This is a genomic window from Leifsonia sp. L25 (assembly GCF_050632895.1).
The window spans coordinates 2,970,034-2,983,014 of sequence record NZ_JBODRZ010000003.1 but is presented as its reverse complement, the minus strand read 5'-3'; the positions used below and the strand labels follow the sequence as shown (position 1 = coordinate 2,983,014).

Here is a 12,981-nt window from a genome sequence, read left to right as displayed (position 1 = left end):
CAATAAAAACGAATGCTCGTTCTTTATAATCGGAACATCCGACGCTATTGTCAAGAACGAACGTTCTTTTTCCGAGTCGCGAGGAGGGCCGGATGCCGAAGGTCACCGAGGAGTACCGCAGCGCGCGGCGCCACGAGATCGCCCAGGCCGCCCTCCGCTGCTTCGCGCGCAACGGCTTCGCCGCCACTTCGATGGCCGACATCATCGCCGAGTCCGGGCTCTCCGCCGGGGCGATCTACGGGCACTTCACCAGCAAGGACGAGCTGATGGAGCTGACCGCGTCGGAGATCCTCGACGCCCGCTTCCTGGAGGTCGCCGAAGCGCGCGCGCAGCAGCCTCTCCCCACGCCCGGCGAGATCGTCCGCCTGCTGGTCCGCGGGCTCATCACGCACATCGTGGACATCCAGCTCCTCGTTCAGGTCTGGGGGCAGGTACCGATCAACCCACGGTTGAAGCAGATGTCGTCCGACATCGGCGGCCGGATCCGCGCCATGTTCGTGGGCTACCTCACCGACTGGCACGCCCAGACGCTGGCCGCCGCGGACGCGCGGGCCCTGGCCGAGCGACAGGCACCCGTCTACATGGGCCTCGTGCAGGGCTACGTCACCCAGACCGTGCTGTTCGACGGCTTCGACGGGGACGCCTACCTCGAGGTCATCGCATCGATGTCCCTGGCCGGCTGACCGGCGTCGCAGGCCACGGCGACCACCCGAGCGAGCCGCTTGCGGATGAGGTGGTCGTTGGCCTCCACCCTGTGCATGGTCACGTGCCGCATCGCCTCGATCACGGCGAGGCTGCCGGGGGCGATGAAGGCGTCCATCGTGCCGTAGACGACCTCCACCGGGACGTGGACCCGGGCGAGGTCGCCGACGACGGTCTGCCGCTCGATGCAGTTCTCCAGCGACAGCACGAACGGCCGCCAACTCTTCTCGGTGATCTCGAAGACGTTCTTGATCGGCAGCAGCTTTCCGAGGATGTTCGCGTTGCGGAGGGTGAACTCCTTGTTGTTGCGCAGGAACTCGTAGGCCCGCAGGTAGGCGCTGACCCGCGTGCGCACGCGTCGGTCGCCGATCTCGGCGGGCGTGCCGTAGACGGGAGGCCCGACCAGCACCAGCCGGGAGAGGGCTCCGGGATGCTCGGCGGCGTAGCGGGCGACGATGAGGCTGCCGAGCGAATGGCCGACCAGCACGAACGGCTCGCGCAGCTTCAGCGACCGAAGCGTGCGGTCGAGCGCGGCCACGTGCTCCTCGATCGTGTACCGCGCATCCTCCGGGGCCGGAGAGCGGCCGAAGCCGAGGATGTCGATGGAGATCGCGCGGTGCCGGGGCTCGAGCAGCGGCACGAGGTTCTGGAACGTCACCGACGAGGACGCGATGCCGTGCACGAGCACCACCGCCGGCCCCTCCCCACGTCGGAGGCGATGTGCAGCAGCGGGGCGCGGCGGAGTCCGAGCGCATCGCGCACTCGGTCGAGGAGGCCGCTCACCGGTCGGGCCACCAGGGCGGCGTGAGCTGTTCGAGCAGCGCGAGCAGGGCCTCCACGTCCCGCGGACGCGGCCGGGTGAGCCACACCTCGATCGCGCCGATGATGCCGTCGGCGAGATAGCGCTCGATCGTGCGCCGCTCCAGTTCGTCGCCGGCCGGGACACTGACGCTGTGCTGGTCGAGCAGCAGTTCGATGGAGCCCTGGAAGTGCTCGCTGAGCATCGCGCGCAGACCGGCCTCCGCGCCCGCAGCCCCGAGCCCGCGACGGTAGACGGCGTCGTGCTCGTCCATGTGCTGGAGGACCGCACGGGTGACGCCGCTGATCGCCGCGGCGGCGTCGTCCGGCGCGACGTCCACAAGGTAGGCCGCGCGCAGTTCGTCGAGCTCGGCGCGCAGCACGCGCTGCAGGAGGGCGGAGGGCGAGGCGGCGTACTCGTACACGGTCGACCGGTGCACGCCGGCGGCCGAAGCCAGGCCGGAGACGGTCACGTCCGTGATCGGCCGCTCGGCGGCGAGGACGAGCACGGCGGCGCTGAGCCGCGCCAGCGTCTTCGCCTGGCGGGCGTCGAGGCGTGTCCGCTCGGGCGTGGGCGCGGCGTCTGCGACCGTGTTCGCTCGGAGCGCATCCATCGGTGGCCCGTTCAGGGTCCGTATGTTCACTATCCGATCGTACAATGAGGCTATCCGACAGGTGTCGGATATCTGGAAGGAGAACAATCTCATGGCTCAGTACGATGTCGCCGACCGGTCCGCGATCGTCACCGGGGGCGGCTCGGGCATCGGACGCGCAGTGGCGCTGACCCTCGCGGCCAGCGGGGCCGCCGTCCTGGTCACCGACCTCAACGAGGAGCACGCCAAGGCCGTCGTCGCCGAGATCGAGGCGGCGGGCGGAACCGCCGCGGCCCTCGCCGGCGACGTCACCGACCCCGCGTTCGCCACGGCGAGCGTCGAGGCCGCCAACGCGCTCGCGCCCCTCAAGATCGCGGTCAACAACGCCGGGATCGGCGGGGAGGCCGCCCCGGTCGCCGACTACTCGCTGGAGGGCTGGCGCAGGGTCATCGAGGTCAACCTCAACGCGGTGATGTACTCGATGCAGCCGCAGCTCACCGCGATGGCCGCGAACGGCGGCGGCGCGATCGTCAACATGGCGTCCATCCTCGGCAGCGTGGGCTTCGAGAACTCGTCCGCCTACGTCACCGCCAAGCACGGCCTCCTCGGCCTCACCCAGAACGCGGCGCTGGAGTACGCGGGCCAGAAGGTGCGCGTCGTCGCCGTCGGCCCCGGTTTCATCAAGACGCCGCTGGTCGAGGCCAACATGAGCCCCGAGGCGCTGCAGTTCCTGGAGGGCAAGCACGCGCTCGGCCGCCTCGGCGAGCCCGAGGAGGTCGCGGCGCTCGTCGCCTTCCTCGCCTCCGACGCCGCGTCGTTCATCACCGGCAGCTACCACCTCGTGGACGGCGGCTACACCGCCTCCTGAGCCCGCTCGAGGGGCACGTCAACGCCCGGAGAACCGGGTTTTAGGGACGTTTACGTGCCCCTCGGCGTCGAGAGACCTAGGGTGGGGAGGGTGAGTGGGAACAGCCAAGTGTTGAGCGAGGAGCGACTGGAGCGGTTCCGCTCCCGGGCCGCCGAGTACGACGCGGAGAACCGGTTCTTCACCGAGGACTTCGCCGAGCTGGCCGACGCCGGCTACCTGAAAGCACTCGTCCCCATCGAGTTCGGGGGCCTCGGGCTCTCGCTGGAGCAGACCGCACGCCTCCAGGTCCGGCTCGCGGGAGCCGCACCCGCCACCGCCCTCGCGGTGAACATGCACCTGGTCTGGACCGGCGTCGCCAAGACGCTGCGCGACCGCGGCGACGACTCACTGGAGTTCCTGCTCCGGGAGGCCGGCTCCGGCGAGGTCTTCGCGTTCGGGCTCAGCGAGGCCGGCAACGACCTCGTCCTGTTCGGCTCGACCACCGAGGCCCGGCCGGAGGCGGACGGCGGTTACCGCTACTTCGGCACCAAGATCTTCACCTCCCTCTCCCCCGCGTGGACCCGCCTCGGGACGATGGGCCTCGACACCACCAGCGCCGACGCCCCGAAGATCGTCTACGGCTTCGTGGATCGCACCGGCGGCGGCTTCGAGATCCGCGAGGACTGGGACACCATCGGGATGCGTGCGACGCAGAGCAGCACGACCGTGCTCGACGGCGCGCTCGCCCCCGCGGACCGCGTGGTGCGCCGCCTCGATCCCGGCCCCAACCCCGATCCGCTCGTCTTCGCGATCTTCGCGAACTTCGAGCTGCTGCTCGCGGCCGTCTACACCGGCATCGGCGCCCGGGCCCTCGAACTGGCCGTGGCCGCCGCGCATCGCAGGAAGAGCCTCAAGAACGAGGGCCGCAGCTATGCGAACGACCCGGACATCCGCTGGCGCGTCGCCTCCGCCGCGATCGACCAGGACGCCCTCCTCCCTCAGCTCGACGCGATCGCCCGCGACGTCGACACGCTCGCCGACCACGGGTCGCAGTGGTTCCCGAAACTGGTCGGGATGAAGATCCGCGCCACCGAGACCGCTCGCCGGGTCGTGGACCAGGCGATCCGGGTCTCCGGAGGTTCGACCTTCTTCGCCGGGAACGAGCTCGGGAGGCTGTACCGCGACGTCCTCGCGGGCATCTTCCACCCGTCCGACGCCGAGTCCGCGCACAGCACCGTCGCGAACGCGTGGCTCGGCCCGATCGAGGAGTGACCCTCATGCAGGAGATCACCGCTCAGCACTTCGCCGACCGGCTGGCTCGCGGCGCCGCGCAGGCGAAGGACGCGGGGCTCGACGCCCTCCTGGTCGCCCCGGGGCCCGACCTGGCGTATTTCGCCGACTACCTCCCGCCGGCGACGGAGCGGCTGACCATGCTGGTGATCCCGGCCGACGGCGAACCGACGATGATCGTGCCGGTGCTGGAGCACGACAGCGCCGCGGCGACCCGGGCCGCGCGCGCCATCCGGCTGGTCACCTGGGCCGACGGCGAGGATGAGCACGCACCGCTGGTCGACCAGCTCTGGTCGGGAGGCCGCTACGCGGTGTCCGACTCGGCCTGGGCGCTGCACCTGCTGGCGCTCCAGCACGAGCTCCCGGATGTGCGCTTCGCGGCGTTCTCGGCCGAGCTGCCGATGCTGCGGGCGGTCAAAGGCCCGGACGAGGTCGACCGGCTCGCCGCTGCCGGCGCCGCGGCCGACGCGACCTTCGAGGACATCCTGACCGTCGCCTTCGCCGGCCGACGCGAAAGCGAGGTGGCCGCCGACCTGGACCGGCTGCTGCGCGCGCACGGCCACTCGCAGGTGGACTTCACGATCGTCGGGTCCGGGCCCAACGGCGCGAACCCGCACCACGAGGCCGGCGACCGCGTCATCCAGCAGGGCGACATGGTGGTGCTCGACTTCGGCGGCCTGATGGACGGCTATGGTTCGGACACCACCCGCACGGTCCACGTCGGCGAGCCGACCGACGAGGAGCACGAGGTCTTCGAGGTCGTCAAGCGCGCGCAGCAGGCCGCGTTCGAGGCGGTCGCCGTCGGCGTGCCGCTGCAGGACATCGACCGCACCGCGCGCGCGGTGATCCGGGACGCCGGCTACGGCGAGTACTTCGTCCACCGCGTCGGCCACGGCATCGGCACCACCACGCACGAACCGCCGTACCTGGTGGAAGGCGAGGAGCAGCCGATCGTCGCCGGCATGTGCTTCTCGATCGAGCCGGGCATCTACCTGCCGGGCCGGTTCGGCGTGCGCATCGAGGACATCGTGGTCGCCGCCGACGACGGCCCGCACCGGTTGAACAACACGAGCCACGAGCTCCACATCGTCCGGTGACCCCGCCCACAGCCCGCACGGGCGACGCCCAGAGCGCCGAGAGCCGGCGCCTCGACGCCGAGCGCGCCGAGGCCGAGCGCCGCGACGCAGAGCGCCGTCGCGCCCTGCGCAGCATGAAGGTGCTCGCGACGAGCCTGCTCGCTGTCGCGGCCGTGATCTTCGCCGTCTCGTTCGCACTGCAGGACCGCTACCCGTGGCTGGGCTTCGTGCGCGCCGCCGCAGAGGGCGCGATGGTCGGCGCGCTCGCGGACTGGTTCGCCGTCACCGCGCTGTTCAAGCATCCGTTGGGCCTCCGCATCCCACACACCGCGATCATCCCGACCCGCAAGGACGAGATCGGCGAGACGCTCGGCGAGTTCGTGGAGACCGAGTTCCTGTCCGACGACGTGGTCGCGACGCGGCTGGCCGCCTACGACGTCTCCGGCGCCGCCGCCCGCTGGCTGACCGAGGCCGGCAACGCGCGCCGGGTGGTGGACGAGGCCTCCGGCGCCGCGGTCGGCTTCTTCGGCCTGCTCGACGACGACCGGATGCGCGAAGCCGTGGAGGCGGTCGTGCGCACGCACGTGATCGAACCGGACTGGGCGCCGCCGATCGGCCGCCTCGGCGAGCGCATCCTCAGCTCCGGAGGCCACCACGCCGCCGTCGACCTCCTGCTCGACCGGTTCGACGACTGGCTGGTCATCCACCCCGACGCCCTGAGCAACCTGGTCTCCGGCCGGCTGCCGTCCTGGATGCCGTCCTTCGTGGACCGGCTGGTGGACGAGCGGGTGTACCAGGAGCTGCGCCGCTTCGTCGCCGACGTGCGCCGCGACCCCGCACACCGCGCCCGTCGGGCGTTCGACGGCTACCTCGCCGAGCTCAGCGACCGCCTCCAGCACGACCCGGAGACCATCGCCGGGCTGGAGGCCGCCAAGGAGCGCGCGTTCGACGACCCGCGCATCCGCGAGCTCGCCGGGCAGGCGTGGGCGGCGACCCGCTCGGCGGCCGTGGACGCTCTCAGCGACCCGGACGGCGAACTGCGCAACCGGGCGTCAGCGGCCCTCTCCGACGCCGCGGAACGGGTCGCCGCCGACCCGGAGCTGCGAGCCTCCCTCAACCGGCGCATCGCGGGCGCGGCCGGCCACCTGGTGTCGACCTACCGGCACGACATCGCGAGCGTCATCACCGAGACGGTGCGCGGCTGGGACCCGGCAGAGACGACGGACAAGATCGAGACCCAGGTCGGGCGGGACCTGCAATTCATCCGGATCAACGGGACCGTGGTGGGGGCGCTGGCGGGACTTGCGATCTACACGATCGCGACGGTGGTGTCCTCGGCGTTCTAGAAACAGGGGACGCGACATGCCGTTATCTTCGCGGCATAACGGCGTGTTGCGACCCCTCTCAGCCGGAGGGGAGCGTCAGGCGCGCCGCAGCGCCAGCCGCCGCGCGAACGGGATGGCCGCGACGCGCCACCCCACCAGGAACATCCCGAGCACCACGAACGCGACCGCGATGAACGCCGGCTCCACGCCTTGCCCCGCGGAGGTGCGGATGAGCATCCCCAGCGCCACCGTCATCAGCCAGACCGGCACGCCCGGCCAGATCAGCGCGAGCGGGCGGCGCCAGGCCCAGGTGACCAGCCAGCCCGCGACCAGGCCGATGAAGAACGGCCAGTAGGTGGTGAGCATCCCGGAGACGTTCGCCGCCTCGCCATGACTGCGACGCCCGACGAGCACGAACACGAGGATCAGCACGGCGTCGATCACGAACGCCACCGCCGCTGTCCTCCAGGATTTCACGCGTCGATGCTACGATGCCGCTCCCGTGCGTTCGCTGGGTGCGACCCGGGCGGCGGCTTCAATAGACTGACCGCGTCCCGCCCCCGCAGCCGAGGAGCAGCCGTGCCCAATTCCGACTTCCTGGCCCAGCCGTCCCTTCCCCGGCCGGAGGTCGGAGCCGACGACGCCGCGGCCGTTGCCGAGCACGCCTTCGGGCTGATCGGACAGGTCACCGAGCTGGGCAGCAACCAGGACCGCAACTTCCTCGTCGACACCGGCACCCACCGCTACGTGCTCAAGATCGCCAACCCGGTGTTCGCGGTCGAGGAGCTGCACGCCCAGAACGCGGCGCTCACGCTGCTCGCCGGCGCCGACGCGCGGATCCCGTCCGTGCTGGCCGCCCGCGACGGTGGCGAGGTCGCCGCAGTGGAAGTGCGCGGCACGATCCTCCACGCGCGCGTGCTGAGCTTCCTCGACGGTGAGCCGCTGACCGACGTCGCGCGCCTGAGCCCCGAGCAGCTCCGCACCCTCGGCCGACTCTCCGGGAGCATCGCCGCGGGGCTGGCCGGGCTGCGGCATCCCGGTCTCGCCCGCACCACCCAGTGGGACGCGCGGATCGGCGGGGACGTCGTCGCGCTGCTCGCCGAGCATGTCCTCCAGCCGGCGAAGCGGCAGGCCGTCGTGGCGGCGGCGGAGGCCGCCCTGGCCGCGCTGGAACCGCTGCGGCGCCGACTGCGGGTGCAGGCCATCCACGGGGACGTGACGGACGACAACATCGTGCTCGGCGCGGACGGACCCGGCGTGATCGACTTCGGCGATGTCGCGGACGGCTGGCTGGTCGCCGAGCTCGCGGCGACGGTGACGAGCGCCCTCCACCACCAGCCGGAGGACCCGCTCGCGGTGCTGGACGTGATCGAGGCTTTCCACGCGGAGGCGCCGCTGGACGACGCCGACCTCGCCGCGCTCTGGCCGCTCGTCGTGCTGCGCGGCGCGGTGCTCGTCGTCAGCGGCGAGCAGCAGGTCGTCCTCGACGGGGACAACGCCTACGCGGACGAGAACCGCGCGCACGAGTGGGTCGCGTTCGACGTGGCGCGGCGGCTGCCGTTCGCGGAGGTGGAGGCGGCGATCCGGGCACGGCTCGCCGCCGGCCGCGCCGGTGAAGCGGAGGCGCCCGTGCTCGGCCGCCTCATCGCGGTGGACAGCACCGACGCCCACCTGGCCGACCTCTCCGTCACCGGCCACGAACTGGATGAGGGCCGCTGGCAGCGCGCGGGCGTCGAGGACGCCGTGCTGGGGCGGATCTGCCGCGAGAACGGCCACGCGCTCACCCGCTACGCCGAGGCCCGGCTCAGCCGCGCGCGTCTCGACCGCACCGACCCGTCGCCGACGATCGCGCTCGGCGTCACGCTGGACGCCCCGGCCGGCACCGTCGCCCACGCCCCGTTCGCCGGCGAGCTGCGCCTGGTCGAGGGCGCCTGGCTGCTGCAGGGCGGCACGGTCGGCCTCTGGCTCGACGGTCTGTCCCGTCCACTGACCACGGCCTCCGTCGACCGCGGGGAGGTCATCGGCAGCGCCGTGCGGCTCACCGCGCAGCTCAGCCGCGTGCCCGGCTGGCGCCCTCCCGCGTTCGTCACGCCCACGCTGCCGACGGCGGTGTGGCGCGAGATCTCCCCCGACCCGTCCGAGCTCTTCGGCGTCGACCTCGGTGCGGCCCCGTCCGACCCCGCCGATGTGCTGTCGCGCCGCGACTCGTCGTTCGCCCGTGTGCAGGAGCACTACTTCGCCGAGCCGCCGCTGATCGAGCGCGGCTGGCGGCACCACCTCTTCGACACCCGTGCGCAGAGCTACCTGGACATGGTCAACAACGTGACCCAGATCGGGCACGCGCACCCGCGGCTCGTGCGCGCCGTCCGCGACCAGTGGGCGCTGCTCAACACGAACTCGCGGTTCCACTACGAGGAGCTCTCGCGCTTCACCGAGCGGCTGGTGGAGGTCGCGCCGGACGGACTCGACACCGTCTTCCTGGTCAACAGCGGCAGCGAGGCGGTCGACCTCGCCCTCCGGCTCGCGCAGGTGCACACCGGGCGCCGGACGATCCTCGCGGTGACGGAGGCCTACCACGGCTGGACCGTCGGAGCCGACGCCGTCTCGTCGTCGTTGGGCGACAACCCGCGCGCGCTGGAGACCCGGCCGGACTGGGTGGAGCTGATCGCGTCGCCGAACGTGTTCCACGGCCGGCACCGCGGGCTCGGCTCCGGGCCGGAGTACCTCGCCGAGCTGGACGAGCAGCTCGCCGCGCTGGACGCCGCCGGCACCGGCCTCGCCGGCTTCATCGCGGAACCGGTGTTCGGCAATGCTGGCGGCCTGATGCTCCCCGACGGCTACCTCGCCGGCGTCTACGAGCGCGTGCGCGCCCGCGGCGGCGTCTGCATCGCGGACGAGGTGCAGGTCGGCTACGGCCGGCTCGGGCACTACTTCTGGGGCTCGGCGCAACAGGGCGTCGTCCCGGACGTGATCACGGTGGCGAAGGCGATGGGCAACGGGCACCCGCTCGGCGCCGTCATCACCCGGCGCGAAATCGCCGAGTCGTTCGCGGCGGAGGGCTCCTTCTTCTCCTCCGCCGGCGGCAGCCCGGTCAGCTCGGTCGTCGGCCTGACCGTGCTCGACGTGATGCGCGACGAGCGGCTGCAGGAGAACGCGGCCGCCGTGGGCGACCACCTGGCCGGCCGGCTGCGCGCGCTCGGGGAGCGGCATCCGCTCGTCGGCGCCGTGCACGGGATGGGGCTGTACCTCGGCGTGGAGCTGGTGCGCGATCGGGGGACGCTGGAGCCGGCGACGGCGGAGGCCGCGCTGGTGTGCGAGCGGATGCTGCGGGAGGGCGCGATCGTGCAGCCGACCGGCGACGGCAAGAACGTGCTGAAGATCAAGCCGCCGCTGTGCATCACGCGCGAGAGCGCCGACCGGTTCGTGGACGCGCTGGACCTGGTGCTGGCGACGATCTGAGCGCGCTCGCGACGGAAACCTTCCGTCGCCGAGGGGCACGTGAGCGCCGGCGCGGGCGCTCAGGCGCGGCGGAGCGCGGCCGCCGCGGCGCGCGCGATCGCGGCGGCGACGGCGTCCAGCGCGGCCGAGTGCAACGACCACTGCTGCCAGTACAGCGGCACCTCCACCGAGCCACCCGGGTCCAGCACGACGAGCCGGCCGTCGGCCACGAGTGGGTCGGCCTGGAGGTCGGGCACCATCCCCCACCCCATCCCGAGCACGGCGGCCGCCACGAACTCCGTGGACGCCGGGACGAAGTGCCGCGGCGGACGTGCTCCCGGCGCGAGCGCACCGAGGTAGCGGTCCTGGAGGGCGTCCTTGCGGTTGTAGACCAGCATCGGCGCGACTGCCGCCCGGTCGGCGGTCCAGCCGTCCGGACACCAGCGTTCCACGAACGCCGGACCGGCGAGCGGCCGGTAGCGCATCGCTCCGAGCGCCGAGACCGTGCAGCCCTGCACCGGCTCGGGGTCGGAGCCGATCGCCGCCATCGCGGTCCCGTCGCGCAGGCGGTCGATGGTGTGCTCCTGGTCGTCGAGCGTGATGTCGAAGGCCACATCGGGCACGGTGGCGAGCGCCGGCAGCACCCAGGTCGCGAGGGAGTCGGCGTTGACGACGAGCGGGATCGGGGTCGCGGCGGCCCCGTCGCCGCCCTCCAGCTCGGCCGCGGCCTCGGCCTCCAGCAGCGCGAGCTGGCGGGCGAGCCGCAGCAGCACCGCGCCGGCCTCGGTGGCTTGAATGGGTTTGCCGCGCCGCACGAGCACGCGGCCGCTCTGCTCCTCCAGCGACTTGATCCGCTGGCTCACCGCGGAGGGCGTGATGTGCAGCGCCGCGGCGGCGCGGTCGAAGGTGCCGTGGTCGATCACGGCGGCCAAGGTCCGGAGCTGGTCGGAGGAGGCTTCCATCGACAGCAATGCTAATGGTTCATAAGTAAATCAAGCTGTACTGATGACGCGCCCGTTCCCTATCGTCGAATGGTGCTCTCCGTCTACCTCACCGGCCTCGGCTCGGCCGCCGCCCTCATCGTCGCCATCGGCGCGCAGAACGCGTTCGTCCTCCGGCAGGGGCTCCGCCGCGAGCACGTCCTGGCCGTGGTCGCGATCTGTGTCGCGAGCGACGCGCTCCTGATCGCTGCGGGGGTCGCCGGGATCGGGACGCTGGTGAAAGCGGCCCCGCTCGCGCTCACGATCGTGCGCTGGGCCGGGTTCGCGTTCCTGGTCGGGTACGCGGTGTTCGCCGCCGTGCGCGCCGTCCGCCCGAGCACCCTGACGGCCGCGACCTCCGGGGGCGGCACGCTCGCCGCGGCGATCGGCACCTGCCTCGCGATCACGTGGCTGAACCCGCACGTGTACCTCGACACTGTGCTCCTGCTGGGCTCGCTGTCGGCGACGCACGGCGACCCGGGCCGCTGGGTGTTCGGCGCGGGAGCGGCGACGGCCAGCCTGCTCTGGTTCGTCGTGCTCGGATTCGGCGCCCGGGTGGCCGCCCCGGTGTTCGCGCGGCCGGCGGCCTGGCGCGTGCTGGACGCGGGGATCGCGGTGCTGATGCTGGTGCTGGCGATCATGCTGGTGGTGTGAACTCAACGAAAAAGGACCGCCAGCTCTGGCGGTCCTTTTCCCTGCGGTGGAGCTAAGGAGATTCGAACTCCTGACCTCTTCGATGCGAACGAAGCGCGCTACCAACTGCGCCATAGCCCCGGGGGGATTGCTTAGAAACAATAGCACCCTCGCGGTGCCGAGTCGAAATCGAGCGGGGCTCAGCTCGCGGCTCGGCGGCGGCGGAGGACGGCGTCCAGGTCGAGGGCTCCGTCGTCGACCGCGCCGACGATTCCCATGCTCGAGTACACGCTCGGGACGGCCTCCACGACCGGCGCGGAAGCCGGACGCGAGGCGACGGCCACGGCGACGGGCGCGGCCTCCTGCGCCACCGCGACCGGGCGCAGCAGCACCGGAGCCGGCACCGCGGGCGTCGCCTCGGCGACCGCGGTCGCCTTCCGTTCGAACTCCGCGCGGGCGGCCGAGCGGCGCAGCTCGGCGGCGGCGTCCACCGACGCCATCGCAGCCGCGGCGACGGTTCCGGGCGACAGGTGCAGCGGCTTCGGAAGCGGCTGCGGGGTCCAGCTCTGGCGCAGGGCCTCCTGCACTGGGAGGTCGTGCTTGGCGTCGTCGTAGAGCGCGGGCGACGCGGGAGCGGCCGGGATGAACGGGACGGGAGCGGGCATGGCCTTCGCCGAGCGGGACAGGCGGCCCAGCATCCCGAGGGCGGCCGCCGTGACGGCGGCGGACGCGGCGGGCAGCAGCCAAGCGCCGGTCGCGAACAGCAGCGCGCCGCCGGAGGCGACCCCGACCAGTCCGGCGACCAGCAGAAGCGTGCAGACGGCGCGGGTCCGGCGCAGCCGGCGACGGCGCTGGGGCGAGAGCACCGGACGCGCGTTCAGCGCCGCGAGCTCGCGCGCCCGCTGGGCCGCTGCGGCGCGGGAGGCCCGCTCCAGGGCGATGGCCTCGGAGGCCGCGCGCTCGGCCTCCTCCGCGGCCTGCCGACGCTCCTCGGCGACGGCCAGCTCGCGGCGGGCGTGAGCGGCGGCCTCCGCGCGTGCGGTGGCCAGCCGTCTCTCCTCCGCCTTGCGGAGGATGCGCTGCTGCTCCGCGACCGTCCTCGCGGTCGCCTCCATGCGGACCTCGTCCGGAAGCTCACTCGTCTCGGCCAGGATGCGCAGCGTCTGCTGCAGCCTGACAGCGTTGCGCTCGGTCGCCAAGTACTCGCGGCGACGCAGCCACACCGGGACGAGGTAGGCCAGCCAGAGGGCGGCCGCGATGGCGACGACCACCCCTCCGCCCATCACATCCCCAGTCATG

At 72.5% G+C, this 12,981-nt stretch carries 12 protein-coding genes and 1 tRNA gene; 7 read left to right on the top strand and 6 right to left on the bottom strand.

Annotated features, from left to right (window positions below; all coding sequences use genetic code 11):
- The first annotated feature begins 92 nt into the window (after nt 1–92).
- Nucleotides 93–683, top strand: coding sequence for a TetR/AcrR family transcriptional regulator (locus ACRAWC_RS19030; RefSeq protein WP_431349129.1), 591 nt, complete (start codon nt 93–95; stop codon nt 681–683).
- Here the strand turns inward: ACRAWC_RS19030 and ACRAWC_RS19025 are convergent.
- The gene (locus ACRAWC_RS19025) at nt 644–1,393 is read right to left on the bottom strand and encodes an alpha/beta fold hydrolase (RefSeq protein ID WP_431349128.1); all 750 of its coding nucleotides are present in this window, start codon (nt 1,391–1,393) and stop codon (nt 644–646) included. The genes ACRAWC_RS19030 and ACRAWC_RS19025 overlap by 40 nt on opposite strands.
- Before the next feature lie 88 nt (nt 1,394–1,481).
- Nucleotides 1,482–2,114 (bottom strand): TetR/AcrR family transcriptional regulator, encoded by a 633-nt coding sequence (locus ACRAWC_RS19020; RefSeq protein WP_431349127.1) that lies wholly within the window; start codon nt 2,112–2,114, stop codon nt 1,482–1,484.
- A 91-nt stretch (nt 2,115–2,205) separates the two neighbouring features.
- Here ACRAWC_RS19020 and ACRAWC_RS19015 point away from each other — a divergent pair, with 91 nt between their 5' ends.
- From ACRAWC_RS19015 to ACRAWC_RS19000, 4 genes are all read left to right on the top strand, one after another.
- Entirely contained in the window at nt 2,206–2,961 is a 756-nt protein-coding gene (locus ACRAWC_RS19015; RefSeq protein ID WP_431349126.1) for an SDR family NAD(P)-dependent oxidoreductase, read from the top strand.
- A gap of 90 nt (nt 2,962–3,051) precedes the next feature.
- Nucleotides 3,052–4,212, top strand: coding sequence for an acyl-CoA dehydrogenase family protein (locus ACRAWC_RS19010; RefSeq protein ID WP_431349125.1), 1,161 nt, complete (start codon nt 3,052–3,054; stop codon nt 4,210–4,212).
- Nucleotides 4,213–4,217: 5 nt separating this feature from the next.
- Nucleotides 4,218–5,327: an aminopeptidase P family protein gene (locus ACRAWC_RS19005; protein ID WP_431349124.1), complete on the top strand. Its 1,110-nt coding sequence runs from the start codon at nt 4,218–4,220 to the stop codon at nt 5,325–5,327.
- Nucleotides 5,324–6,652 (top strand): DUF445 domain-containing protein, encoded by a 1,329-nt coding sequence (locus ACRAWC_RS19000; protein ID WP_431349123.1) that lies wholly within the window; start codon nt 5,324–5,326, stop codon nt 6,650–6,652. Before ACRAWC_RS19005 ends, ACRAWC_RS19000 begins: the two co-directional genes overlap by 4 nt.
- A 75-nt stretch (nt 6,653–6,727) precedes the next feature.
- Here ACRAWC_RS19000 and ACRAWC_RS18995 read toward each other — a convergent pair whose 3' ends face one another.
- Nucleotides 6,728–7,108: a DUF3054 domain-containing protein gene (locus ACRAWC_RS18995; protein ID WP_431349122.1), complete on the bottom strand. Its 381-nt coding sequence runs from the start codon at nt 7,106–7,108 to the stop codon at nt 6,728–6,730.
- Between the two features lie 102 nt (nt 7,109–7,210).
- On the opposite strand from ACRAWC_RS18995, the gene ACRAWC_RS18990 reads away from it, so the two are divergent.
- Entirely contained in the window at nt 7,211–10,090 is a 2,880-nt protein-coding gene (locus ACRAWC_RS18990) for an aminotransferase (protein ID WP_431349121.1), read from the top strand.
- 59 nt (nt 10,091–10,149) lie between these two features.
- Here ACRAWC_RS18990 and ACRAWC_RS18985 read toward each other — a convergent pair whose 3' ends face one another.
- Nucleotides 10,150–11,031, bottom strand: coding sequence for a LysR family transcriptional regulator ArgP (locus ACRAWC_RS18985; protein WP_431349120.1), 882 nt, complete (start codon nt 11,029–11,031; stop codon nt 10,150–10,152).
- 69 nt (nt 11,032–11,100) lie between these two features.
- Between ACRAWC_RS18985 and ACRAWC_RS18980 the strand changes: the two genes are divergently transcribed.
- Nucleotides 11,101–11,703, top strand: coding sequence for a LysE/ArgO family amino acid transporter (locus ACRAWC_RS18980; RefSeq protein ID WP_431349119.1), 603 nt, complete (start codon nt 11,101–11,103; stop codon nt 11,701–11,703).
- A 47-nt stretch (nt 11,704–11,750) separates the two neighbouring features.
- Here ACRAWC_RS18980 and ACRAWC_RS18975 read toward each other — a convergent pair.
- Nucleotides 11,751–11,823, bottom strand: a tRNA-Ala gene (locus tag ACRAWC_RS18975).
- Nucleotides 11,824–11,882: 59 nt separating this feature from the next.
- Nucleotides 11,883–12,980 (bottom strand): hypothetical protein, encoded by a 1,098-nt coding sequence (locus ACRAWC_RS18970; protein WP_431349118.1) that lies wholly within the window; start codon nt 12,978–12,980, stop codon nt 11,883–11,885.
- Nucleotide 12,981: the final 1 nt, after the last annotated feature.

Bases quoted from the DNA above. Each gene is read 5' to 3' on its own strand.
- ACRAWC_RS19030 (WP_431349129.1), top strand. From the start codon at position 93: ATGCCGAAGGTCACCGAGGAGTACCGCAGCGCGCGGCGCCACGAGATC.
- ACRAWC_RS19020 (WP_431349127.1), bottom strand. From the start codon at position 2,114: ATGGATGCGCTCCGAGCGAACACGGTCGCAGACGCCGCGCCCACGCCC.
- ACRAWC_RS19015 (WP_431349126.1), top strand. From the start codon at position 2,206: ATGGCTCAGTACGATGTCGCCGACCGGTCCGCGATCGTCACCGGGGGC.
- ACRAWC_RS19005 (WP_431349124.1), top strand. From the start codon at position 4,218: ATGCAGGAGATCACCGCTCAGCACTTCGCCGACCGGCTGGCTCGCGGC.
- ACRAWC_RS18985 (WP_431349120.1), bottom strand. From the start codon at position 11,031: ATGGAAGCCTCCTCCGACCAGCTCCGGACCTTGGCCGCCGTGATCGAC.
- ACRAWC_RS18980 (WP_431349119.1), top strand. From the start codon at position 11,101: ATGGTGCTCTCCGTCTACCTCACCGGCCTCGGCTCGGCCGCCGCCCTC.
- ACRAWC_RS18970 (WP_431349118.1), bottom strand. From the start codon at position 12,980: ATGACTGGGGATGTGATGGGCGGAGGGGTGGTCGTCGCCATCGCGGCC.